General features: G+C 71.5%; 20 protein-coding genes, 1 tRNA gene and 1 CRISPR repeat array. Of the genes, 11 read left to right on the plus strand and 10 right to left on the minus strand.

Features of this window, described 5'->3' with window-relative positions; genetic code table 11:
* The first annotated feature begins 224 nt into the window (after positions 1-224).
* Positions 225-677, plus strand: coding sequence for a PaaI family thioesterase (locus AC29IT_RS03695; RefSeq protein WP_358441090.1), 453 nt, complete (start codon positions 225-227; stop codon positions 675-677).
* Positions 678-753: 76 nt separating this feature from the next.
* On the plus strand, positions 754-1,416 hold the full coding sequence (gene lexA, locus AC29IT_RS03700) for a transcriptional repressor LexA (protein ID WP_488217814.1): 663 nt from the start codon (positions 754-756) through the stop codon (positions 1,414-1,416).
* 90 nt (positions 1,417-1,506) lie between these two features.
* Here the strand turns inward: lexA and AC29IT_RS03705 are convergent, their stop codons facing one another.
* Positions 1,507-2,208, minus strand: coding sequence for a FadR/GntR family transcriptional regulator (locus AC29IT_RS03705; protein WP_358441084.1), 702 nt, complete (start codon positions 2,206-2,208; stop codon positions 1,507-1,509).
* A gap of 150 nt (positions 2,209-2,358) precedes the next feature.
* Here AC29IT_RS03705 and AC29IT_RS03710 point away from each other — a divergent pair, with 150 nt between their 5' ends.
* The 3 genes from AC29IT_RS03710 to AC29IT_RS03720 are packed head-to-tail and all read left to right on the plus strand — an operon-like array spanning position 2,359 to position 5,251.
* Positions 2,359-3,126, plus strand: coding sequence for a (Fe-S)-binding protein (locus tag AC29IT_RS03710; protein ID WP_488217815.1), 768 nt, complete (start codon positions 2,359-2,361; stop codon positions 3,124-3,126).
* A complete protein-coding gene (locus tag AC29IT_RS03715; protein ID WP_488217816.1) occupies positions 3,123-4,631 on the plus strand; it encodes a lactate utilization protein B in 1,509 nt (502 codons plus the stop codon). Before AC29IT_RS03710 ends, AC29IT_RS03715 begins: the two co-directional genes overlap by 4 nt.
* Entirely contained in the window at positions 4,628-5,251 is a 624-nt protein-coding gene (locus AC29IT_RS03720; protein WP_488217817.1) for a LutC/YkgG family protein, read from the plus strand. The genes AC29IT_RS03715 and AC29IT_RS03720 overlap by 4 nt, the downstream gene beginning before the upstream one ends.
* A gap of 85 nt (positions 5,252-5,336) precedes the next feature.
* Here the strand turns inward: AC29IT_RS03720 and AC29IT_RS03725 are convergent, their stop codons facing one another.
* The 4 genes from AC29IT_RS03725 to AC29IT_RS03740 all read right to left on the minus strand — a co-directional run bounded on the left by AC29IT_RS03725 (position 5,337) and on the right by AC29IT_RS03740 (position 11,404).
* A complete protein-coding gene (locus tag AC29IT_RS03725) occupies positions 5,337-7,418 on the minus strand; it encodes an iron ABC transporter permease (RefSeq protein ID WP_488217818.1) in 2,082 nt (693 codons plus the stop codon).
* A 7-nt stretch (positions 7,419-7,425) separates the two neighbouring features.
* Positions 7,426-8,403, minus strand: coding sequence for an iron-siderophore ABC transporter substrate-binding protein (locus AC29IT_RS03730; protein ID WP_488217819.1), 978 nt, complete (start codon positions 8,401-8,403; stop codon positions 7,426-7,428).
* Between the two features lie 35 nt (positions 8,404-8,438).
* Positions 8,439-9,278: an ABC transporter ATP-binding protein gene (locus AC29IT_RS03735; protein ID WP_488217820.1), complete on the minus strand. Its 840-nt coding sequence runs from the start codon at positions 9,276-9,278 to the stop codon at positions 8,439-8,441.
* 89 nt (positions 9,279-9,367) lie between these two features.
* Positions 9,368-11,404, minus strand: coding sequence for an OPT family oligopeptide transporter (locus AC29IT_RS03740; protein ID WP_488217821.1), 2,037 nt, complete (start codon positions 11,402-11,404; stop codon positions 9,368-9,370).
* 302 nt (positions 11,405-11,706) lie between these two features.
* Here AC29IT_RS03740 and AC29IT_RS03745 point away from each other — a divergent pair, with 302 nt between their 5' ends.
* Entirely contained in the window at positions 11,707-12,735 is a 1,029-nt protein-coding gene (locus AC29IT_RS03745) for an aldo/keto reductase (protein ID WP_488217822.1), read from the plus strand.
* An 18-nt stretch (positions 12,736-12,753) separates the two neighbouring features.
* Here AC29IT_RS03745 and AC29IT_RS03750 read toward each other — a convergent pair whose 3' ends face one another.
* A complete protein-coding gene (locus AC29IT_RS03750; RefSeq protein ID WP_488217823.1) occupies positions 12,754-14,568 on the minus strand; it encodes a multicopper oxidase family protein in 1,815 nt (604 codons plus the stop codon).
* 294 nt (positions 14,569-14,862) lie between these two features.
* A complete protein-coding gene (locus tag AC29IT_RS03755) occupies positions 14,863-15,849 on the minus strand; it encodes an MsnO8 family LLM class oxidoreductase (RefSeq protein WP_488217824.1) in 987 nt (328 codons plus the stop codon).
* 166 nt (positions 15,850-16,015) lie between these two features.
* On the opposite strand from AC29IT_RS03755, the gene AC29IT_RS03760 reads away from it, so the two are divergent.
* Together AC29IT_RS03760 and AC29IT_RS03765 are read left to right on the plus strand one after the other, a co-directional pair.
* The gene (locus AC29IT_RS03760; protein ID WP_488217825.1) at positions 16,016-17,332 is read left to right on the plus strand and encodes an MFS transporter; all 1,317 of its coding nucleotides are present in this window, start codon (positions 16,016-16,018) and stop codon (positions 17,330-17,332) included.
* A 180-nt stretch (positions 17,333-17,512) separates the two neighbouring features.
* On the plus strand, positions 17,513-17,968 hold the full coding sequence (locus AC29IT_RS03765) for a DUF1707 SHOCT-like domain-containing protein (RefSeq protein WP_488217826.1): 456 nt from the start codon (positions 17,513-17,515) through the stop codon (positions 17,966-17,968).
* Between the two features lie 5 nt (positions 17,969-17,973).
* On the opposite strand, the gene AC29IT_RS03770 is transcribed toward AC29IT_RS03765, so the two are convergent.
* Positions 17,974-18,441, minus strand: coding sequence for an NUDIX hydrolase (locus AC29IT_RS03770; RefSeq protein ID WP_488217827.1), 468 nt, complete (start codon positions 18,439-18,441; stop codon positions 17,974-17,976).
* Positions 18,442-18,477: 36 nt separating this feature from the next.
* On the opposite strand from AC29IT_RS03770, the gene AC29IT_RS03775 reads away from it, so the two are divergent.
* The 3 genes from AC29IT_RS03775 to AC29IT_RS03785 all read left to right on the plus strand — a co-directional run bounded on the left by AC29IT_RS03775 (position 18,478) and on the right by AC29IT_RS03785 (position 20,743).
* On the plus strand, positions 18,478-19,536 hold the full coding sequence (locus AC29IT_RS03775) for a DNA polymerase IV (protein WP_488217828.1): 1,059 nt from the start codon (positions 18,478-18,480) through the stop codon (positions 19,534-19,536).
* Positions 19,537-19,594: 58 nt separating this feature from the next.
* Positions 19,595-19,668 (plus strand) — tRNA-Pro (locus AC29IT_RS03780).
* A gap of 115 nt (positions 19,669-19,783) precedes the next feature.
* Positions 19,784-20,743, plus strand: a complete 960-nt coding sequence (locus tag AC29IT_RS03785) for a tyrosine-type recombinase/integrase (protein ID WP_488217829.1) — start codon at positions 19,784-19,786, stop codon at positions 20,741-20,743.
* Between the two features lie 560 nt (positions 20,744-21,303).
* Here AC29IT_RS03785 and AC29IT_RS03790 read toward each other — a convergent pair.
* Complete coding sequence (locus AC29IT_RS03790; protein ID WP_488217830.1) at positions 21,304-21,576, minus strand: hypothetical protein; 273 nt, start codon at positions 21,574-21,576, stop codon at positions 21,304-21,306.
* Positions 21,563-22,510: a tyrosine-type recombinase/integrase gene (locus tag AC29IT_RS03795; protein ID WP_488217831.1), complete on the minus strand. Its 948-nt coding sequence runs from the start codon at positions 22,508-22,510 to the stop codon at positions 21,563-21,565. The genes AC29IT_RS03790 and AC29IT_RS03795 overlap by 14 nt, the downstream gene beginning before the upstream one ends.
* 371 nt (positions 22,511-22,881) lie before the next feature.
* A CRISPR array of direct repeats spans positions 22,882-23,155; the repeat unit is 29 nt; unit sequence CGGAACACCTCCACACGCGTGGAGAGCAC.
* Positions 23,156-24,449 lie beyond the last annotated feature (1,294 nt).

Raw genomic sequence — 24,449 nt, forward strand, 5'->3', positions numbered from 1 at the left:
GGGACCGCCGCTCGGGACGATCTAGGCGACGGCCGCGGATCGCCGTCCGGCACGACGTCCGGACCGGGCGTCCGGCACGACGCCTGGACCGGGCGCCCGGTCCGGACGTCCGGTCGAGCGATCCGCGCCACATCGGGCTCCGCCGCGCCGTCCACCTCGGATAACGTAAGTTACCGACCGGTAGTCAAGAGCCGGCCGGAACGCCGCCGTCCGAGGAGAGGCCCATGTCCACCACCGAATCCACCGCCCCGTCCGGACTGGAACTGCTGCGCCGGGTGCAGTCCGGGGCCTTCGCGGACACCCCGTCCATCGGCGGCCTGCTCGGGATGCGCTTCGACGTGGTCGAGCACGGGCGCATCGTGGTCTCGCTGGACACCCGGCCCGACTTCGCCAACCCGCTCGGCACCGTGCACGGCGGGATCGCCGCGACCCTGCTCGACTCGGCGATGGGCTGCGCCGTGCACACCACGCTGCCCGCGGGCGTCGGCTACACCACCTTGGAGCTCAAGGTGAACTACATCCGCGCCGCGCGCACCGACGGCCAGGTGCTCACCACCGAAGGCACCGTCGTGCACGCCGGGCGCCGCACCGCCACCGCCGAGGGCAAGGTCCACGACGAGGCGGGCAAGCTCATCGCGCACGCCACCACCACCTGCCTCATCCTCCCCACCTCCTGACCCCGCACCGCGCCGATCACCCCGCGTCGGCGTGCCGGTGATCGGGTTCGGCGCGGCGGGATCTACCATTCGGCGGATGACCGGCTACGACGATCTCGACCCGTTCGAGCACCTGGACGCCTCGTCCCTGCCGCTGCGCCAGCAGCGGATCATGGCGACGATCCGCGACTGGGTGGTGCGGCACGGGTACTCGCCGAGCACCCGGCAGATCGGCGAGGCCGTCGGCCTGCGCTCCACGTCCTCGGTGTCCAAGCACCTGGCGAGCCTGGAGGACAAGGGCTTCCTGCGGCGCAGCGAGACCGTGTCCCGGCCCATCGACGTGCGCGCGTTCCTGCACGGCACCGCCGCCGCCCGCGGCGACGGGGATTCGGTGACGGTGCCCGTGGTCGGCGACATCGCCGCCGGGACGCCCATCGCCGCCGACGAACGCCTCGACGACACGCTGACGCTGCCCCGCGAGTTCGCCGGGCGCGGCACCGTGTTCGCGCTGCGGGTGCGCGGCGATTCGATGATCGACGCCGCGATCTGCGACGGGGACACCGTGATCGTCAAGCAGCAGCCCGAGGCGCACTCGGGGCAGATCGTCGCGGCCCTGCTCGACGACGAGGCGACGGTCAAGGTGTACCGGAAGCGGAACGGGCACGTGCTGCTGGAGCCGCGGAACCCGGCCTACGAGGTCATCGACGGCGACCACGCCACCGTCCTCGGCGTCGTCGTGTCCGTCCTGCGCAGCGTCTGACCCCCCAGCTCCTGACTCGCGGCTCCTGGCCGGCGGCTCGCGGCAGCGGCGCCGACGGCCCGCCGGACCGGACGGGCACGCGCCGCCAGGTCAGAGCGCGAGGCCACCGTCGGCGTAGTAGCCCTTGATGTGCGCGGTGACGCGACGGCCCGCCAGCGCGCCGTCACCGTCCCGGATCGCGGCCAGCAGCTCGCGGTGCTCGGCGCGCAACCGGGTCGAGGTCGCCGCCCACGAATCCAGCAGCGGGACCGTCTCGCGGGTGTAGTGCTCGATCGAGTCGCGCAGCCCGGACATCATCGCCGCGACCACCTCGTTGCCCGCGGCCTGCGCCAGGGACAGGTGGAACTGGGCGTCGAGCGCCAGGAACTCCGCGGGCGCCAGGTCCGGCTCGTCCATCGCGTCGAGCAGCTCCTGCGCCGCGGCGAGATCGGGCGAGCCGGTGGCCAGCTCGGTGACCGAGGCGGTCTCCAGCACCAGCCGGGTGCGCACCACGTCGCGCACCTGGAAGCCCTGCCCCGCCACCTGCAACCGCAGCAGCGCGCTCATGCCGCCGGTCGGGCGGGCCAGGATCACCGCGCCCGCCTCCGGCCCGGATCCGGTCTGGGCGCGCAGCAGGCCCAGCGCCTCCAGCACCCGCATCGCCTCGCGCACCGAGGAGCGTCCGACCTGCAACTCCTCGGCCAGCGCCCGCTCCCCGGGCAGGCGCTGCCCGGGCGCGATCCGGCCCTGCACCAGGTCGTCCTCGATCTGCGCGAGCACCCGTTCCCACGCCCGCGGTCCAGCCTTCGCCACCCGGGGAGCCTATCGAGCTCCGCGCGCTGCGCGTTGCGGGCGCCGCCCGCTGCCGCAACGCTGGCCCGAGGCGGTCGGACACCGCCCGTTCCCGAACTCGCCCACCCCGGTTACGGTGTGGTCAGACCACACACGAAGGGAGTCCGACGCATGCGGGTAGCCCTGTTCGCCACCTGCCTCGGCGACACGCTGTTCCCGGACGCGATCCAGGCCACCGCCCTGCTGCTGAGCAGGCTCGGCCAGGACGTGGTGTTCCCGGAGGCGCAGACCTGCTGCGGGCAGATGCACGTCAACACCGGGTACCAGCGCGAAGCGCTGCCGCTGGTCGAGAACCACGCGGCCTGCTTCGCCGACGACTCGATCGACGCCGTGGTGGTGCCCTCCGGCTCCTGCACGGGATCCATCCGGCACCAGCACGAGATCGTCGCCGAGCGCTTCGGCCGGCCCGGCCTGCGCGAACAGGTGGTGCGCTCGCGGGCGAAGACCTACGAGCTCGCCGAGTTCCTCGTCGACGTCCTCGGCGTCGTCGACGTCGGCGCCACCTTCCCGCACCGGGTGACCTACCACCCCACCTGCCACTCGCTGCGGATGCTGCGGGTCGGGGACAAACCGCTGCGGCTGCTGCGCGCGGTGCGCGACATCGACCTGGTGGAGCTGCCCGAAGCCGACCAGTGCTGCGGGTTCGGCGGCACCTTCGCGCTGAAGAACGCCGACACCTCCACCGCGATGCTCTCCGACAAGCTGCGCCACATCGGCGGCACCGACGCCGAGTACTGCACGGCCGGGGACGCGTCCTGCCTGATGCACATCGGCGGCGGGCTGTCCCGGCTGCAGACCGGCGTCGGCACCAAGCACCTCGCCGAGATCCTCGCTGCCACCGAACGCACGATCGCCCCGAAGCAGGGAGCCTTCGCATGAGCGGCACGTTCCTCGGCATGCCCACCGCCCCGCCGCGCGGCACCGGCAACCTCCGCGGCGGCGAACCGTTCCCGGCGGCGGCCCGCACCGAGCTCGGCAACGCCCAGCTGCGCCGCAACGTCGGCAAGGCCACCCGCACCATCCGGGACAAGCGGCTCGCCGTCACCGGCGAACTGCCCGACTGGGAGGAGCTGCGCTCCGCCGGTGCCGCGATCAAGCGCGACGTCCTCGCCCGGCTGCCGGAACTCCTGGAGCAGTTCGAGCAGGCGGTGACCGCGCGCGGCGGCACGGTGCACTGGGCGCGCGACGCCGCCGAGGCCAACGCGATCGTCACCCGGCTCGTCCGCGACACCGGCTCCGCGGACGTCCTCAAGGTGAAATCGATGGCCACCCAGGAGATCGGCCTCAACGAGCACCTCGCCGACGAGGGCATCACCGCCATCGAGACCGACCTGGCCGAACTGATCGTGCAGCTCGGCGCGGACCGCCCCTCGCACATCCTGGTCCCGGCGATCCACCGCAACCGCGCGGAGATCCGGGAGATCTTCCTGCGCGCCATGCCCGGCGTCGACCCGGACCTGGACGACGATCCCGCGCACCTCGCCGAGGCGTCCCGGCGGTTCCTGCGCGACCGGTTCATGCGCGCACGGGTCGCGATCTCCGGGGCGAACTTCGGCGTCGCCGACACCGGCACGCTGTCGGTCGTGGAATCCGAGGGCAACGGGCGGATGTGCCTGACCATGCCGGAGACGCTGATCACCGTGATGGGGCTGGAGAAGCTGATCCCCCGGTTCGAGGACCTGGAGGTGTTCCTGCAGCTGCTGCCCCGGTCCTCCACCGGCGAGCGGATGAACCCGTACACCTCGATGTGGACCGGCGTCACGCCCGGCGACGGACCCGAGGTGTTCCACCTGGTGCTGCTGGACAACGGCCGCACCGCCACCCTCGCCGACGAGATCGGGCGCGAGGCGCTGCACTGCATCCGCTGCTCGGCCTGCCTCAACGTGTGCCCGGTGTACGAGCGGACCGGCGGGCACGCCTACGGCTCGACGTACCCGGGACCGATCGGCGCGGTGCTCACGCCGCAGCTGGCCGGGATGAACGCCGGGTCCGGGGATCCGAACGGCTCGCTGCCCTACGCCTCCAGCCTGTGCGGGGCGTGCTTCGACGCCTGCCCGGTGAAGATCGACATCCCGTCGCTGCTGGTGGAACTGCGCCACCAGCACGTCGAGCAGGCCGGGTTCGACGCCGAGCAGGCGATGATGAAGGCCGCGTCGGCGGCGATGGGCTCCGCGGGCCGGTGGACCGCGGCGCAGCGCGCGGCGCAGCTGGGCAGGCTGCTCGGCCGCGGCGGGCGGATCAAGGTGCTGCCACCGCCCGGCAGCGCGTGGACCTCGTCGCGCGACCTGCCGGTGCCGCCGAAGCGGACGTTCCGGCAGTGGTGGAACTCCGCGGAAGGCCGGGCCGCGCTCGACCGCGCCCGGCGCGAAGGAGGTGCGCGGTGAACGCCCGGGAGACCGTGCTGGGCCGGGTGCGCGACGCCCTCGCGCTCGCCCCGCCCGCCGCGGTGCAGGTGCCGCGCGAGTACCGGCGCTCGCGGACGCTGCCCGCGGACCGGCGGCGGGAACTGCTGGTGGACCGGCTGGAGGACTACGGCGCCGCGGTGCACCAGTGCGACGCCGCCGACGCGCCCGGGGCGATCGGGACGGCGCTGCGCGGCGCCCGCCGGATCGGCATCCCCGCCGGGCTGGACCGCCGGTGGGTCGCCGAGTTCGGCGGCGACATCACCGTCGACTCCGCGGACGTGCCGCCCGCGCGGCTGGACGAGCTGGACGGGGTGGTGACCGGGTCGGCGGTGACCTGCGCGGAGACCGGCACGATCTTCCTGGACTCGTCGGCCGACCAGGGCCGCCGGGCGCTGACGCTGGTGCCGGACCTGCACGTGTGCCTGGTCGCGCTGTCCGCAGTGGTCGCCGGGGTGCCGGAGGCGGTGGCCCGGCTCGACCCGGTGCGGCCGACGACGCTGATCAGCGGCCCCTCGGCGACCTCGGACATCGAACTGGACCGGGTGGAGGGCGTGCACGGGCCGCGGACCCTGCACGTGGTCCTGCTCCTCGACGCCTGACCCCGTAGGTGAATGGCCCATTCGACCACCCTCACCGGTCGAATGGGCCATTCACCTGGTGCGGATCAGCGGGCCCGGGTGCCGATCAGCGGGTCCGGGTGCGGGACAGCAGCCACACGAAGTACGGCGCGCCGATCAGCGCCGTCATCATCCCCGCGGGCAGCTGCGCCGGGGCGATCGCCGCGCGGCCCACCACGTCGGCCACGCACACCAGCACTCCGCCCAGCAGCGCCGCCACCGGCAGCATCCGGGAATGCCGCCTGCCCACGATCGCGCGCGCCGCGTGCGGGGCGATCAACCCCACGAACGCGATCACCCCGACCCCGGCCACCGCGGTACCGGTCAGCAGCACCGCGCAGCACAGCAGCAGCAACCGCGCCCCCGGCACGTGCACGCCCAGCACCCGCGGCGTCTCCTCGTCCACCGACAGCAGGTCCAGCTCGCCGCGGGCGCGCACCAGCACCGGGACCAGCACCAGCAGCGCCAGCGCCAGCGGCACCAGGTGCTCGTAGGTGCGCCCGTAGGTGGAGCCGCCCAGCCAGGTCAGCGCCTTCGTCTCGTTCCACGGATCGGACAGCGTGATCAGCAGCGTCACCAGTGCCTGGGCCGCGGCCTGCACGCCGAACCCGATCAGCACCAGCCGTTCGCCCGCGAACCCGCCCTTCGCGGCCATCGCGAACACCACGAGCGTCGCCACCGCCGCACCGAGCCCGGCACCACCGGCCAGCACCCAGAACCCGGCGCCGGACCACACGGTGATCACCGTGATCGCGCCGAGCCCGGCACCTCCGGCGACACCGATGATCCCCGGCTCGGCCAGCGGATTCCGCGCCACGGCCTGGATCGCGGCGCCGGACAGCGCCAGCGCCGCTCCCGCCAGCACCGCCGCGACCACCCGCGGCACCCGGTTCGACATCACGTTGCTCACGATCGGCCCCGCCTGCCCGCTCACCCAGTTCGCCAGGTCGCCGAGCAGCAGCAGGACGTCGCCCAGAAGCACCGCCCCGATCACCACCGCGACCAGCAGCAGCACCAAGCCGCCGACGACCAGCCGCACCCGGGCCGCCGACACGCCGCCGCGCACCCCCGCCGCCGGGGGTTCCGCGGCCGAGGCGGACACCCGGATGTTCCGGCACAGCACCACCAGGAACACCGCGCCGATCAGCGTGGTCGCCACCCCGGTCGGGATCTCCAGCGCGCTCTGCGCCCCGATCAGCGCGCGCAGCAGCACGTCCGCGCCCACCAGCAGCACCACGCCCATCGCCCCGGAGATCGGCAGCAGCGCGACGTGCCGGTGCAGACCGGGAACCCGGTTCGCCAGCAGCCGCACCACCGCGGGCGCGGCGAGCCCGACGAACCCCACCGGGCCCGCCAAGGTCACCGACGCCGCCGCCAGCAGCACCGCCAGCGCGATCGAGGTGAACCGGATGCCTCCCACGTGGACGCCGAGGGTCCGCGCGTGGTCGTCGCCGAGGTACACCAGGTCCAGCCGCCGCGACAGCAGCAGCAGGAGCACGAGCGCCACGCCCATCACCGGGGCGACGTCCTCGATCCCACCCAGCCCGGTCTGCCCGAGCGAACCGGAACCCCAGGCGAACAGCCCCTGCGTCTCCTGGTCGAACAGCAGCAGCAACATCCGCGTCAGCGAGTGCATCGCCAGCGCGATCGCGGTCCCGGCCAGCACCAGCCGCACGATCCCCGTGCCGCCCATCCCGGACAGCGAGATCACCAGCAGCGCCGCGCCGAGCCCGCCGACGAACGCGATCGCCGTGGTGCCCAGCACCGGGAACGACACGCCGAACGCGGCGACCGCGACGATCGCCAGGTGCGCCCCGGCGTCCACGGCGAGCGTGTCCGGGGAGGCCATCACGTTGCGCGCCACCGATTGCAGCACCGCACCCGCGATGCCGAGGGACGCGCCGACCAGCAGCGCGGTGAGCAGCCGCGGCAGCCTCGACTCGAGCACGACGGCCGCGGTGTCCTCGGCGCCGCCGCCGAGCACCAGGTGCAGCAGCCCGCCCAAGTCCACTGTGGACGTGCCTTGGGTGAGGTGCACCGCGGAACCCAGCAGGATCAGCGCGGCCAGCGCCACCACCAGCAGCACCAGCGGCGCGCCCCGCCGGACGGTCGCGACCGGCGGGGCGGGCGGGCGGACGAGCGTCGTCACCGCGGGACTACGCCTTCAGCGCCGCGATCGCGGCGTCGACGTACTGCTCCATGGACTTCGGGCCGCCGAACATCCACAGCGAATCGGGCAGGCGCTGCACCTTGCCGCTGCGCACGAACGGCAGGTTCTTCCAGATCGCGTTGTCCTTGAGCGTCTCGCCGTAGGCGTCGGTCTCCGACCCGTTGGCCTCGTACCAGAACCGCACGTCCGGCAGCCGGGTGAGCCCTTCCACGTCGGCGGAGGCGAGGCCGTATTCGGGGTCGCCCGCCATCGGCCACGGGTTGCGCAGACCGATGCGGTCGAACACCTCGGAGACCAGCGAACCCTTCGCGAACGGCCGGATGCTCACCTCGCCGGAGGTCACGTAGGCGTCGGAGAACGCGACCGGGGTGTCCAGCGCACCGGCCTGCTCGACCGCGGCGCGGCCTTCGGCGATCTTCGCGTCGAACTCGGAGCGCAACCGCCCGGCGGCGTCCTCGGTGCCGGTCGCCTTCGCGATCAGGTCCAGGTTCTGGAACATGGTGCCGATCGGGTCCGGCGCGCCGCCGCCCTTGATCACGAGCACCGGTGCGATCTGCTCGACCTGCGCCAGCGCCGCTTCGCTGAGGCTGTCGGTGACGACCACCAGGTCCAGGTCCAGCGAGCCGAGCGCATCGAGGCTCGGTTCGCCGCGGGTGCCCAGGTCCTTCACCTCGGCGTCCAGCGGCGCGGCGCCCACCCACTTGCCATATCCGTCCACATCGGACGCTCCGACGGGCATGACGCCGAGGGACACCAGGTTCTCCGTGCCGTTCCACTCGGTGGCCGCGACCCGCTTCGCGGGCCCGTCGAGGCGGACCTCCTCGCCGCGGGAGTCGACGACCGTCACCGGATCGCCGCCGCTCGCGGACTTCTCCCGGCCACCCGCCTGCTCGGTGGTACCGCAGCCCGCCGCGAAGAACGCGGCGGCCGCGCACAGCCCGATGATCGCTCTGGTCCTGCGCATGATTCTCCTACCTGGAGGGTGACCGGAGGTGCCGGTCAGGCCGAGGGGGCGCGAACGCCGGAGGTGTTGAAGCGGCCGACGGCGCGGGTGCGGAGGTGCCCGTCGGCGGGATCGATCTCCACGTCCACCTGGATGCCGTAGGCGCGGGTGAGGTTCGCGGAGGTGAGCACCTCGTCCGGCGCGCCCTCCGCGGTGACCCGCCCGTCTTCCAGCAGCAGCACCCGGTCGGCGACCGCCGCCGCCTGGTCGAGGTCGTGCAGCACCACGCCCACGCCGACCCCGTGCTCGTCGGCGAGCGCGCGGATCACGTCGAGGATCTCCACCTGGTAGCGCAGGTCGAGGAAGGTCGTCGGCTCGTCCAGCAGCACCAGCTCGGTGTCCTGGGCCAGGCAGCTCGCCAGCCACACCCGCTGCGCCTGCCCGCCGGAGAGCGCCTGCACCGGCCGGTCGGCGATCGAGGCGAGCCCGGTCAGCGCCATCGCGCGTTCCACGGCCGCGGGCCCCTCCGCGTCGCGGCCGCCCCAGCGGGAGCGGTGCGGGTGGCGGCCGAACTCCACCAGCTCGCGCACGCTCAACCCGCCCGGCGCGGTGCGCTGCTGCGACAGCAGGGTGATCCGGCGGGCCAGGTCCTTCCCGGACAGCGCGCGCAGCTCGGCGCCGTCGGCGAACGACACCGCACCGGCGACCGGGGGATGCAGCCGGGCCAGCGCGCGCAGCAGCGTCGACTTCCCGCTGCCGTTCGGTCCGATCAGCACGGTGACCTCGCCCGCGACCAGCGAGATCGACGCGCCGTGCACCACGACGTCGCGACCGTAGGCGACGTCCACTTCGCGGGCGCGCACGCCGGCCGGTTGCTGCGATGAGTTCGAGGGCACAGCCGAACATTAAAGACAGGCTTGCCTAACTCACAAGGCCCCGTGGTCACCAGCACAGTCACCCGGACGGCCGCACCCGGCCGGCGGGATCACTCCGACCTGCGCGCCGTCCGGTACAGCCACAGCACGAAGAACACGAACGCCGCCACCCCGAGCACGTCGGTGAGCACCGAGAACGACGACTCCGACAGGCCCAGCACCGCCGGGCTGATCGCGAACACGTCCGCGCTCTGCGCGATGGCGAACGGGATCGCCAGCACGATCCCCACCAGCGCCTCACCGGTGATCAGGCCCGAGGCGAACAGCAGCCCCGGGCCGCTGCCGGACTCCGAACCGCGCTTGCGGCGGGCCACCAGGTACGCGATCACACCACCCACGAAGATCGGCACGGACAGCTCCAGCGGCAGGTACAGGCCCACCGCGACAGCCAGCACCGGCATCCGGAACGACGCGCCGCGCCGCTCCAGCAGCCGGTCCGCGACGATCAGCGCGACCGCCAGCACACCGCCGGCGCAGATCATCCCCCACGGCAGGCCACCGCCGAAGACGCCCTTCGCGATGGAGCTCATCAGCGCGGCCTGCGGCGCCTGCAACGACTCCGACGGGTCCATGCCCGGCCGCGGGAACGAGTTCCCCATCCCGTACGCCGCGTACAGCACCGACAGGATCGGCGCGATGCACAGCGCCGAGACGACCACGCCCACCACCAGCATCACCTGCTGCTTGAACGGCGTCGCCCCCAGCAGGTGCCCGGTCTTGAGGTCGTGCAGGTTGTCGCCCGCGATCGCCGCCGCGCAGCTGACCACCCCGGAGATCAGCACCGCCGTCGACGCGGCGATCGTCGCCTTCGCCTCATCACCCGCGAAGTCGATCTGCGCGCCCAGGATCACCAGCAGCAGCAGCGAACTCGCCAGCAGCGTCAGCACCGTCACCCCGGACACCGGGTTGTTCGACGAGCCCACCAGCCCCGTCATGTACCCCGACACCGAGGAGAACAGGAACCCCGCCACCAGCGCGAACAGCACCCCGAACGCGATCGTCGCGGCGAACAGGCCACCGCCGATCTCCAGCCGCGAGCGGTCCACCACGAACAGGAACACCAGCAGCACCGGCACCGCCATCGCCAGCGTGCCGTAGAGCAGCCAGTTCGCCGGGATGTCCCGCTCGGTGCGCGGCACCTCCCCCGCTCCTCCGCCGCGCTGGGCGCGGACCGCGGCCACCGAGGACCGGATGCTGGCGATCATCGGCCGCACCACCGACAGCAGCGCCCACACCCCGCCGACGGCCATCGCCCCGACACCGAGGTAGCGGATCTTCTCGTCCCACACCGCTTCCGCCGCGTCGTAGCCGGTCGCGCCCCCGACGATCGCGTGCAGCTGCGCCGGATCGGTGAACGCCATGTACAGCGGAATCCCGGCGAACCAGGCGAGGCCGCCGCCGAGGAACACCAGGAACGCGATGTTCAGCCCCACGATGTAGCCGACACCGAGCAGCGCGACGCCCAGCTCGCTGCCGAGCCCGATCACCACGCCCCCGGCCTTCACCGACCCGGTCACCGTGGACGACACCAGCCCGAGCCCGCTCTGCAGGAACTTCAGCAGCGCACCGGCGAGGCCCGCGACGGTGATGTGCACCGCGCTGCGCCCGCCCCGCTCACCGGCCTTGAGCACCTCGGCGGTCGCGACGCCTTCGGGGAACCGCAGCGGTTTCTCCACGATGAGCGCGCGCCGCAGCGGCACCGTGAACAGCACGCCGAGCACCCCGCCGCACAGCGCGATCGTCGCCACCGGCAGGAAGGGGAACCCGTCCCAGTAGCCCAGCAGCACCAGCGCGGGCAGCGTGAAGATCACGCCCGCGGCGAGCGACTCCCCGGCCGAGGCCGCGGTCTGCACGATGTTGTTCTCCACCACCGTCGATCCGCGCAGCAGCCGCAGCACCGCCATCGAGATCACGGCCGCCGGGATCGAGGCCGACACGGTCAGCCCGACCTTCAGCCCCAGGTAGGCGTTGGCCCCGGCCAGGATCGCCGCCAGCACGATGCCCAGGACCACGGCCTTGGCGGTGATCTCGCGCGGAGTCGAGCTCGCCGGTACGTGGGGTTCGTGCTCCGCGCTCGTCGGCTTCATGCTGCGGCCAATCCGTTCTCGGGGGTGCGACGAGGTCTGAACCTATCCCCGGAACCGCCCCCACCCGACCCGATGTCCACCGATCCGTTATCCGGAACACCACCGATCTCGGACATGCGACCACGAATGCGGCATTTTCCCGCGGCACCGACGGGCCGCATTCGCCGCACCAGCCCGATCGGGACGTCGCGCACCCATCCGGTACCACCCGCGTTGCGATCCGGAACGAGGTTCCGTATCGTCGTTCCGGAACAACGTTCCGATTGCGCGGCGGAAGTGCCGCACCCACCGAGAGGACCCCCGTGGAGTACCGCACGCTGGGCGGCACCGGCATCCAGGTCAGCCCCTACGCGCTGGGCGCGATGATGTTCGGAGCGCTCGGGAACCCCGACCACGACGACTGCACCCGCATCATCCACACGGCGCTGGACGCGGGCATCAACCTCATCGACACCGCCGACGTCTACGCCCGCGGCGAATCCGAGGAGATCGTCGGCAAGGCCCTCGCCCACCGCCGGGACGACGTCGTGCTGGCCACCAAGGCGCACGGGGCCATGAGCGACGACCCGAACGCGCGGGGCAATTCGCGCCGCTGGATCACCCGGGCCGTCGAAGGCTCGCTGCGCAGGCTGGGCACCGACCACATCGACCTCTACCAGATGCACCGGCCCGATCCGGCGACCGACGTCGAGGAGACCCTGTCCGCGCTCACCGACCTGGTGCGCGCGGGCAAGATCCGGGCCTTCGGCTCCTCCACCACGCCCGCGCACGAGATCGTGCAGGCCCAGTGGGTCGCCGAGCGGCGCGGGCTGCACCGGATGCGGACCGAGCAACCGCCGTACTCCCTGCTCAACCGCGGCATCGAACGCGACGTGCTCCCCGTGTGCGAGCAGTACGGCATGGGCGCCCTGGTGTGGAGCCCGCTGGCGCAAGGCATGTTGACCGGTCGGTACCGGAAGGGCACGTCCCCCGATTCGCGCCGGGCGAACTTCGGCTTCGCGCACCTGTCCGACGAACGCCGCATCGACGTCGTGGAACAGCTGATCCCGCTCGCCGCCGACGCGGGCATGCCGCTGTCCCACCTGGCCGTCGCGTTCACCATCGCGCACCCCGGCGTCACCTCCGCGATCATCGGTCCGCGGACCATGGAGCACCTGCGCGATCTCCTCGACGGGCTGGACCGCACGCTGCCCGACGACGTCCTGGACCGAATCGATGCGATCGTCCCGCCGGGCACCGATGTCGGCGCCCTGGACATGGCCTACGCCCCGCCGGCGATCACCGACCCCGCGCGGCGCCGCCGGCCCGCCACCACCCGGAGCGCCGCCTGAACCCCTACCGCGGCCTGCTCACGCCCCGCGGTAGGGCTCGTGCGGGTGCGAGCCCGGATGCGGGTGGAAGCGGGCGATCTCCGATGGGTGCACGACGAACGGGCGCATCATGCCTTCGTCCTCGTGGTCGAGGATGTGGCAGTGGTACATGAACTGGCCGGTGGACTCGCCGAACCGCGCCAGCACGCTGACCCACTCGCCGCCGTCGACGACCGTGGTGTCCTTGCGGCCGCGTTCGAAGTCCTGCAGCGGGACGTCGGTGAACCCGGCGGCCGGGGTCCGGGTTCCGCCGAGCTGCAGGTCGAAGTCGGGGGTGAAGCGGCGGCGCGCCTGGATCTGGAATTGCACCAGGTGGATGTGCATCGGGTGCGGTGGCCCGCCGAAGCCGATGAAGTTCCACTCCACGACGGCGTCGTGCGCGATGAACACGCTGACCGCGTCGTCGAACAGCGACGCCACCCGGCGGAAGGTGCGGGTGCGCCCGGTGCGCGGATCGGTCACCTGCACCACGTCCGCGGCGGGCAGCGGCGGGACCTCGTGCTCGGCGAGCTCGCGCAGTTCCCACAGCTGCGGATGCGCCTCGCCGCCGGTGCCGGGCGGCACCAGCCCCACCCAGACCTGGTCGTGGTCGCCGGGCAGGTGCACCGGCCCCGCGGAGAGCACGTCGGGCAACCGGGAGGTGTCCCTCGCCCGGCCACCCCGCACCCGGAACTGCATGACGTCCGGTTCGAGCGGGGCGTCGGCCGCGGTGTTGGTCAGCCGCAGCGACCGGTCGCGCGCCCGCCGGAAGTCGACGACGAGGTCGGCGCGTTCCGCGGGAGCCAGCACCAGCCCGTCCGTGGGCAGCGGGACCGGCCGGGGCAGCAGCCCGCCGTCGGTGCCGATCTGGCGCACCACGGCGTTCTCCGACGCGCCGTCGGCGTCGATCAGGTTCAGCCGGTAGAAGCGGGCGTTCGAGGTGTTGACCACGCGGAACCGGTACGCGGCCGGATCGACTTCGAGGTGCGGCCAGATCGTCCCGTTCACCAGCGTGAACGGTCCGGTGAACGGGATCATCGCGGTGCCGATCGCGGGCACCTTGAACAGCAGCCGCCCGGTGAGCTCGCCCGTCGCACCGGTGTCCAGGTTCCGGTCGCAGATCAGCAGCGGGATCTCCCGGTCCCCGTCCGGCAACCCCAGCGCCCGCTCCCGGTCGTCGCGGATCCAGTACGCGCCGAACAGCCCCGCGTGGACGTTCCAGCGCGTGACCGCCATCGCGTGGTCGTGGTACCAGAGCGCGGTGGCGGGCTGCCGGTTCGGATGCTCGGTGAGCTGCGAATGTCCGCGCAGCACCGCGTTGTGCGCCCAGCCGTCGCTGCCCGCGTTCGCGTCCGCGCCGTGCAGGTGCGTCACCAGCCAGGCGGGCAGCTCGGTCACGCCGTCGACGAGCGCGGCGCCGTCGGCCGGGCTCCCGTCGGGATTCCGCGGGTAGCCGGGTCGGTTCGCCGGCAGGTCCTCCGGCGGTGTCCCGGCCGGTGGCTGCGGGATCCGCACCGCGGCGAACGGCATCGTGCCGGTGACCTCGTTGGTCCACGCGACCCGCAGCATCCGGTCCCGGCGCACTTCGATGGTCGGCCCGGGGAAGTGCCCGTCGTAGGTCCACAGCACGGTTTCCGGCAGTTCGCCGTGCAGCCGCGCGCGGGAGGTGATCGCCCGGATCGTCAGGTCCGCGTCGCAGCCGTGCGCGGTGGGCCGCAGCACCGGTGGGACCGACAGCGGATCCAGGAACTTCGTCAGCCCGAACGTCGGACCGTCGGGCGCGGCCACCACCGACCGCGTCGATATCTCCACCACGATTCGCCCCCTGGTCCGGCGCGGGAACCGCGGCGCCTCCCCGAGACCCACCGTTCCCGCGCGTCCGCTCACGGCTCCGCGCGCCCCAGGAACGACGATCCCACGCCGCGGCCCGCGGGCGGCCCCGGAAAACCGCCCGCAGGTGCTCAGTGGACCGGAGGATTCCGTTGGCGCACAAGGAATCGGCGCCGTTGATCACCCGCTAGCGGGACGATGATCACTCGAACGGGAGCGGCCGGGCGAAGAACCGTTGCACCCCAGCACTTCCGGCCGCGACGATCTCCAGCGCGGCGGTCACGGCATCAGCTCCGCCAGCCGCCGGTACGAGTCCAGCAGCTCCTCCTCGTCGTGGCCGCTGGTGGTGATCAGCAGCTCGTCGGCGGCCACGTCGTCGAGCAGGGCCTGCAACCGGTCGGCGACCTCCGCCGCGGTGCCGTGCACGTGGCCGCGCATCGCCCGCTCGAACTGCTCGGCCTCCCGCCGGTCCATGCTCCGCGCCAGCACCTCGTCCGCGGGTTCCAGCGGCGGGAACACGCCGTGCACGCGGGAACTCGCGGTGGCCCACGCCTCCGGCACCAGCAACCGCCGGGCCCGTCCGGCCGTCTCGGCGACCGCGACCGAGCGGGACAGCACCACGTGCGGACGTTCCGCCCACGGCGACGGCCGGAAGTGCTCGCGGTAGCCGTCGACGGCGCGCCGCAACGCCTCGTCCCCGCGCACCGCGGCGATCACCAGCGGCAGCCCGGCGGCGGCCGCGTGCTCGGCGCCCGCACCGGTGGCGAGCACGAACACCGGCACGTGCGTCCCGGCGGCGGGCACCGCGCGCACCGCGGCCTCCGGTCCGGCGCTGAAGTGGCCGAGCAGTTCCGCGAGCTGCTCGGCGAACCGGTCCGCGGAGTCGCGGCCGTGCCCGAGCGCCGCGCGGACCGCGGCGGTGAACCCGACCGACCGGCCCACGCCGAGGTCGATCCGCCCCGGGTGCAGCGAGTCCAGCACGCCGAACTGCTCGGCCACGACCAGCGGCGGGTGGTTCGGCAACATCACCCCACCGGTACCCACCCGGATGCGGGACGTCGCCCCCGCCACGGCCGCGGCGAGCACGGCGGGCGCGGAACCGGCCACGCCCGGCACGCCGTGGTGCTCGGCCACCCAGAACCGGTGGTAGCCGAGCCGCTCGGCCTCGACCGCGAACCGGACGGTGCGCCGCAGGGATTCCGCCGGGCTCCGCCCTCGCAGCACGAGCGAGCGGTCCAGGACCGAAGAGCGCAGCGGAGTCGTCACACCGCTCCCAACGCCGCCGCACCCCGGCTCGATTCCGCCCCGGACGCGCCCGGTGTCCGATCCCACGTCCACCGGATGAGACTCGGTTCCCGATAGATGGGCAGCGGGGGTTACCCTGCGTGTGCTCACTTCTGGTCTGAACGTGTGAACAGGGAGGTTCCGGACCATGGCGGTCGGCCACGTTCCCGGTGACGTCGCGGATGGCACCGCGCCGCGCAATTCCACTCGCCAAGTCGTGGTGGCCAGCCTCGTAGGAACCTCGATCGAGTTCTACGACTTCTACGTCTACGCCACCGCCGCCGTGCTGGTGTTCCCGAAGTTGTTCTTCCCCGCGGGCGACCCGGCCGCCGCCACCTTGCAGTCGCTGGCGACCTTCGCCATCGCCTTCATCGCGCGCCCGGTCGGCTCCGCGCTGTTCGGGCACTTCGGCGACCGCATCGGCCGCAAGTCCACGCTGGTCGCCTCGCTGCTGACGATGGGCGTCTCCACCGTCGTCATCGGGCTGCTGCCCGGCTACGCCTCCATCGGGGTCGCCGCGCCGCTGTTGCTCGCGCTGTGCCGGTTCGGCCAGGGCCTCGGCCTCGGCGGCGAATGGGGTGGCGCGGCGCTGCTGGCCACCGAGAACGCTCCCGCGCGCAAGCGGGCCTTCTTCGGGACCTTCCCGCAGCTGGGCGCGCCGATCGGCTTCTTCGTCGCCAACGGCCTGTTCCTGCTGCTGTCCGAGACGATGGACGACGCCACGTTCCTCGCCTGGGGCTGGCGGGTGCCGTTCCTGGCCTCCGCGATCCTGGTCATCGTCGGGCTGTGGGTGCGGCTGAGCCTGCACGAGACGCCCGCGTTCGCGAAGGTCGTCGAATCCGGTGCGCGCGCCAAGGTCCCGTTCGTGCAGGTGTTCCGGACCGGCCTGAGGGGCCTGGTGCTGGGCACGTTCATCATGCTGGCGACCTACGTGCTGTTCTACCTGATGACCGTGTTCACCCTGTCCTACGGCACCGCGGAGTCCGGACTGGGCTACAGCCGCTCCGAATTCCTGGTTTTCCTGCTGGTCGGCGTCGTGTTCTTCGGGTTGACGGTGCCGGTGGCCGGGCTGCTGGCGGACAAGTTCGGCCGCCGCCCCACGCTGCTGATCATCACCGGGGCGATCATCGTGTTCGGGCTGCTGATGGGCCCGTGGTTCGGAGCCGGTTCGCTGCCGGCGGTGCTGACCTTCCTCATCGTCGGGCTCGGGCTGATGGGCCTGACGTTCGGGCCGATGGGCGCGGTGCTGCCCGAACTGTTCCCGACCGCGGTGCGGTACACGGGAGCTTCGGTGTCGTACAACCTGGCGAGCCTGCTCGGCGCGTCCGTCGCGCCCTACATCGCGACGTGGCTGGCCGGTTCCTACGGCGTCGGCTGGGTCGGTGTGTACCTGGCCGCGATGGGCGCGCTGACGTTCATCGCGCTGCTGCTGAGCCGGGAGACGCGGGACTCCGCGCTGGACTGACCGATCTCGTCCCGACGGCCCCTCCGCACCGGAGGGGCCGTCGGTCGTTCAGCCGGATTCCGCCGCAACAGCCCGGCTTCTCGGCCGAGTCGTCCCGGCTCGAAGTCCGATCCGCCACCCGCCACCGCCGACCTAGCGTCGCACCCGAGCCGCCGACCGCCGGCGGCACGAGGATTCGAGGTGAGCGCAGTGACCCACGCGGACCTTCCCGCCCGGGACGGCGACATCCGCCTGTCGGACGCCGACCGGGCGCAGGGCATGCGGCTGCTCAACGAGCACGTCGCGGCGGGATGCCTCACCTCCGAGGAGTTCGGCGACCGCGCCGTGCAGCTCGAACAGGCCCGCACCCGCGCCGAACTGCTCGTTCCGTTCCACGATCTCCCGCAGCCGCGCCCCCACTTCGGCGAGGCCATTCCGGTGCAGCGCGGAACCGTGCTCCCCGCCGCGGAGGCGACCGCTCCCATCCCGCACCGCCGCTACCTGATCACCGCCGCCGTGTCCTGCTGCGCCGTCGCCGGCGCGGTAGGCGTTCTGGTGATGGCCGCGAAGGAACCGCGCCTGCTACTGCTCGCGCCACTGGCCGTGCTCGGGGTGTACCTCGTGCTGCTCGTCGCCGGGTACTTCTCGGAGCGTTGACCCGGTCACGCCAGGCCGAGGGCGCGCAGCAGCCGCGGCACGAACTCGGCCTGCGCCGCCACCAGCTTCCGCTGCGCAGCGTCCGGGTCGAACCACTCCGCCCGGTCCACCTCCGGAAAGGTCGCGGTCCGCCCGGAACGCGGCGGCCACGGCAACTCCACCTCGTTGCTGCGCAGCAGCGACACGTCGACATCACCCGCCGCGGCCCAGGCGGTCACCACCTTGCCGCTCTGCTGCCGGACCTCACCGAGATCCAGCAGCGCACCCGCGGGCGGGCGGAAGCCGGTCTCCTCCTCGAACTCGCGCAGCGCGGCCGCCAACGGCTCCTCGTCGGAGTCGTACTCGCCCTTGGGCAGCGACCAGGCGCCCAGGTCCTTGTTCCGCCAGAACGGGCCGCCCGGGTGCACCAGCAGCACCTCCGGAGAACCCGCGCGCATCCGGTACAGCAGGACACCCGCGCTGCGCTTCGCCATCCGGCGACCGTACCGCCGGGCGCGCACGCTGGAGCCGTGGAACGGGTGGTGCTGCACGCGGACCTCGACCAGTTCATCGTCGCCGTGGAACTGCTGCGACGCCCCGAACTGCGCGGCAAGCCCGTCCTCGTCGGCGGAACCGGCGACCCCACCCGCCGCGGCGTCGTCGCCGGAGCGTCCTACGAGGCCCGGAAGCACGGCGTGCACTCCGGAACACCGCTGCGCACCGCCGCGAAGCGCTGCCCCGAAGCGATGTTCCTGCCGCTGGACGCCGACGCCTACCGCGCGGCGTCCGAGACCTACTACGCGGCACTGCGCGAACGCTGCGACGTCGTGGAGGAAGCGGGCTGGGACGAGGCCTACCTCCAGCTCGACACCGACGACGCCACCCGCGCGGCCACCGAACTGCGCGCGCACGTGCACGCGCGCACCGGGCTGCACTGCTCCGTCGGCATCGGCGACAACAAGCTCCGCGCCAAAACCGCCTCCGGATTCGCCAAACCCCCGGCGGGAACCGGCGTGCACCGGCTCGACCGGCACAACTGGGCGACCACCATGAACGAACTACCCGTGGACGCCCTGCGCGGAATCGGCCGCCGCACGACCGCGAGGCTCGCCGCCCACGACCTGCACACCGTCGGCGAGCTCGGCGCCGCCGACCGCTCCGCCCTCGCCGAGACCTTCGGCCCCCGCAACGGCCCGTGGCTCGTCGCCGTCGCCCGCGGCTACGACCCCACACCCGTCGACCCCGAGCCGTACCGACCGCGCTCCTACGGCCACGAGATCACCTTCCAGGAAGACGTCGCCGACCCCGAACGACTGCGCGCCGAGCTCACCCGCCTCGCCACCCTGGTCGCCGCCGACCTCACCGACCACGCCCTGCTGGCCGGGCGCGTCGTCGTCAAACTCCGCGACTCCCGCTTCCGCACCCGCAGCCACGCGCACGGCCTCACCGCCCCCACGAGCTCATCCCGAGCCCTCGCCCAGGCGTCCCACGAAGCGCTCACCGCATTCGCACTCGACCGCCCCACCCGTCTCATCGGCACCCGCGCAGAGCTCCTGACCAGCGCAGATCCATTAACGGAGGGGGGATGAAGATCCTCTGCGGACGGTGCGCTAAGCTTTCCACACACCGCAAGACAGAGGGTGTGGCCGGGACGTGGCGCAGCTTGGTAGCGCACTTGACTGGGGGTCAAGGGGTCGTGGGTTCGAATCCCGCCGTCCCGACGGTCTAGAGGGTCTTCGCAGGTCAGACACTGCGGAGGCCCTCTTTTCATGATCTTGGTCGGTTCTTCGAAGTCGAGCACGCCGTTGCTGGACCACTTGACTTCGGAGGTTTCCGATGCCCATTCTCGATCTTGATCGTCTCACCGGGGAACTGTCCCCGACGTGGTCCGGATACCTGCGCGACTGGGACCGCGCACTGCGATCCGGCAACCACCCCGAGACCACCCGCTACAACTACCTGCTGGCCGCCTCCCAGCTCGCCCGCTACGTCGCCGAGCACTCGCCGGACCCCGACGCCGCCGACGCGGCCGACGACCCCGCCGAGATCACCAAGGCCCACGTCGAAGCGTTCCAAGCCTGGATCATCGACACCCGCTCGGCCTCGACCGCGGTGAACAAGCACAAGTGCCTCCAGCAGTTCTTCAAGTGGCTCATGCTCGACGAGGAGGAGATCGACCGCTCCCCCATGGAACGGGTCAAGCTCCCCAAGACCCCCGCGAAGCTCGTGCCCGTCGTCGAGGCCGACGTCACCGGCCGCCTCCTGGAGGCGTGCAAGGGCAAGGACTTCCTCAGCCTGCGGGACCAAGCGATCATCCGGCTGTTCTGCAACACCGGGGCACGGCTCTCGGAGGTCGCGAACCTGACCCTCGACGACGTCGACCTCAAGACCGACTCGCTCGTCTTCCACGGCAAAGGCGCCAAGGATCGCCGCGTCCGCCTCGGCGCCCGCACCGCCCGCGCCCTGAGCCGCTACCTGCGGGCCCGCGCCAAGCGCAAGGGAGCCGACCTGCCGAACCTGTGGCTCGCCGACCGCGGCGGCATCCCGCTGCACGCCAACGGCATCAAGATCCGCCTCAAGCGCCTCGGCGAGAAAGCGGGCCTGCGCGGACTGCACGCGCACCGCTGGCGCCACACCTTCGCCCACGAGTGGAAGCGCGCCGGCGGCGACACCGGCGACCTCATGCTCCTACTCGGCTGGAGCTCCGATGCGATGCCCCGGCACTACGGCGCCAGCGCCGCCGCCGAACGCGCGCAGGAAACCCAACAGCGCATGGGCATCGGCGATCACGTGTGAGCGGATGGCCAGGCGGAGAAATCACAGACCTTGCCGAGAGCTGAAGTTAAACGCGCTAGGTGCCTGATCCTCGGCTGATCGGCGGCGGCAACAAGACAACGAAGGCAAGCATCTGTGCACCCTGTCCTCAACGGTCAGGGTGCACAGATTCAGCAAGCGCCTTCACCTCGCCAAGGTCTGGGGTCTCCTCGAACGAGTCGCACCGGTGGTCGGTGCACTTTCGCCAGCGCATCGGCCGCAACCTTCAGGTCCTTCGGCCCACCCTTGTCGTAGACATGACGGAGGAACCGAAGCTTGAGCACGAGCGAAACCGCGCTCAAGGCGGGAACGGACAGGAGCAACACATATCCAGTAGCCATACCCCTTGTCCACCGGACTGCTCGTGCCCGCCTTGGTGACCATACCGCTGCTTGAGCACTCTTGTACGGAAAAGCGATCTCAGGCTTCCGTAACAACATGGCGGTGACAGAGCAGGCCCACTGCCTGCACTACCCGTCAATCCGGCGAGCGGTCACTACCTCTCGCTCATCAAGCCGCAGAAGACCAGCTCGATCAACGTGTCAGTCGTCCTGCTGCTTGCGTCTCGCCCGCGCCGAGAGTTCGGCGAGCTTGAGCATGTGGGCCTGGCGTGCGTGCCGGGCGCGTTCGGCTCGTTCCTCGGGGGCGAGGACTCCGTCGGCATCGACCTGGTGCTCGAACCGGGACAGGAACGCCTGCGTCCCCGGCTGTGTCCGCGCTGCGCGATCGGAGGTGTTGGCCCACGAGATGTGCGCGGCCCGCCTCGCCCGGCGCCGCCGCTGGGAAGCGGTGAACTCGCCGTCAGACATCGTCACCGATCCCCATCCGCAGCTGGACCTCCTGGGCCCGCTCGGCCGCCGCGCTCGCGCCGTAGTGGCGCGGCATCGCATCCGAAGTCCAGCCCAGCAGCAACATCAGATCCCCGGTGTCCCCACCGGCGCGCTTCCACTCGTGCGCGAAGGTGTGCCGCCACCGGTGAGCGTGCACGTCGGCGACCCCGGCGAGCTCACCCAGCCTCTTGAGCCTGATCTTGATGCCGTTGGCACCCAACGGCCGCCCGCCCCGCGCGGCCAGCCACACGTTCGGTAGCCCGGACCCCGGATGCTTCGCACGAGCGCGCAGGTAACGGCTCAGGGAACGAGCGGTCTTGTGCCCGAACCGCACGCGACGGCTCTTCGCCCCTTTCCCGCGGTACACCACCGAATCGGTGCCGAAATCCAGATCCTCGACCGACAACTCCGCCACTTCAGCGAGCCGGGCGCCGGTGTTGCAGTAGAGCCGGATGATCGCCTCATCGCGCAAGCTGACGAAGTCCTTCCCCTTGCACTCCCCCAGCAACTTCTTCGTCTCGGCCTGCCCCATGACCGGGATCAACTTCACGTCCTTCTTCGGCTGCCGGATCCGCTCCATCGGCGACCGGTCGATCTCCTCCTCGTCCTCGACCAGCCACCGGAAGAACTGCTGCAGGCACTTGTGCTTGTTCAACGCCGTGGAACGCGACCGCGTCTCGATCATCCACGCCTGGAACTCCTCCACCTGCCCACGGACCACCTCGGTCGGGTCGACAGCACCCGGCGCATCGGCGTCGCGCTCGCCCAGGTACCGACCGAGCTGCACCACCGCGAGCAGGTAGTTGTACCGGGTCGTCTCCGGTTTCCCGGCCGCCCGCAACGAACGATCCCAATCGCGGACGAACCCGGCCCACTCCGGCGGAAGCGCCGCCACGAGCTGATCGAGCTTGATGGCCATCCAGATCTCCTGGTCACTACCTCCGACAGGACCCAGAGGAAACCCACGACGGCCGCCGAACCAGCGTTGATCGGTCACCACGAGACCACCCGGACATCCGCAAGATCGACCGCCGCCCACCACAAGACGGGACCGAACCTAGCGGAACGCGAGACGCGATTTCCTCTATAGAGGAAACCTAGGTCGGCGAAGCACCCCCGTCAATCAAGCTCGACCCACCACCAGCCCAAGAACGCAGCGACACGGCTCGACTCACCTCCACGCGCGTGGAGAGCACACTCCACTGTGGACCTGCCTGATGCGTAACCACGGAACACCTCCACGTGCGTGGAGAAGCACGCCGGGTTGCCGTCGGCCCAGTACTCGTACTGCGGAACACCTCCACATGCGTGGAGAGCACGGCGGGCCGTTGGAAGCCAGCGAGATGGCGATCGGAACACCTCCACACGCGTGGAGAGCACCGACAGCACCAGGCTGATCCCGGCCGAGCGGGCGGAACACCTCCACACGCGTGGAGAGCACGAACGGGATGCCCGCCTTGAGCACGAACCGCACGGAACACCTCCACACGCGTGGAGAGCACCTGACGTACGGCTCCGCGAACGCTTCCGCGACCGGAACACCTCCACACGCGTGGAGAGCACCCTTCGCGAACTGGGGTTTTAGGAACGGCGTTGCACGTTTTCGAAGGGGCGCATACCGCGACGGTAGCGCACAGGCACGTCCGCCCGTGGCTCGTCGACAGCTCCGGCGACCGGTGCCATCGACTTCGTCGAGCTGCTCGGCCAGCTGGTCACAGTGGCGGCTGAGCTGTTCAGTGGCTGGGGCGTTGTAGGGGTCGTAGCGGGCTTCACGGGGAATGGACCAGAAGAAGTCCTTCTCGATCTCGATAACGTCTCCGACGCGCTCCTCGAGGTTGTCCAACGCTTCGTTGAACACCTGACGCAACGTCTCCAGCGAGACCGAGCAGTCATCCGCACTCACAGCTCATCCCTCTTCGAACTTCCCTTCCCGGGCTCCGACAGCAACGTCCCGGCGTTGTGGGCCATGAAGTAATTGCGCTGCATCGTCGTTCTCGAAGACCGCCGCCACCTGACCACGCCCGACGAAGTAGAACAAGTCCGTTCCAAACGTACGGAGAGCGCGAGTCCGGTTTCGACCGCCGTCCAGCTGGTTGACCACCTCCACGTGCGTGGAGAGCACTCCCTCGAATACCTCTGCATCACCAGTTCGATCGGAACACCTCCACACGCGTGGAGAGCACCGAGTCATGTCCTGCCCGCGGATGTAATCGCCCGGAACACCTACACATACGTGGAGAGCACGTCGTCAGTCAGGTAGTCCCACTCGATCCCGTCGGAACACCTCCACGCGCGTGGAGAGCACTCGCGGATGTCGGCGACCCGGGCACGCGCGTGCGGAACACCTCCACGTGCGTGGAGAGCACGCGACGCACATCCGCACCGACGTGGCGACGTTCGGACCACCTCCACGTGCGTGGAGAGCACCGTTCTCGCATCGACCAGGCTGGCTCCGTCCACGGACCACCTCCACGTGCGTGGAGAGCACCGCCTCGTCTACCAACTCCCCCGGCACTCCCGTGGACCACCTCCACGTGCGTGGAGAGCACGCCAGTTGCGCGCCGCCGTCCCGCGCGCCTACCGGACCACCTCCACGTGCGTGGAGAGCACCCTTCGTGAGCTGGGGTTTCAGGAAGGCCGTTGCACGTTTTCGAAGGGGCGCATGCCGCGACGGTAACGCACCTCCACGACTCCCCGGGGCAACAGCCGGACGCCGATTATGTCGCGGATCGAAGCTCACCAGCGGGAAGCCGGCCATGTAGATCGCTAAGGAACGCCCCCACCTTCGCGCCGCGCTGTGGGCTCCGCACCTCGCTTCAACGCCCGTCCCCGCAAGATTGGGCAGCATTGCTCCAAAC

This window comes from Saccharopolyspora sp. MMCC62 (genome assembly GCF_057736575.1).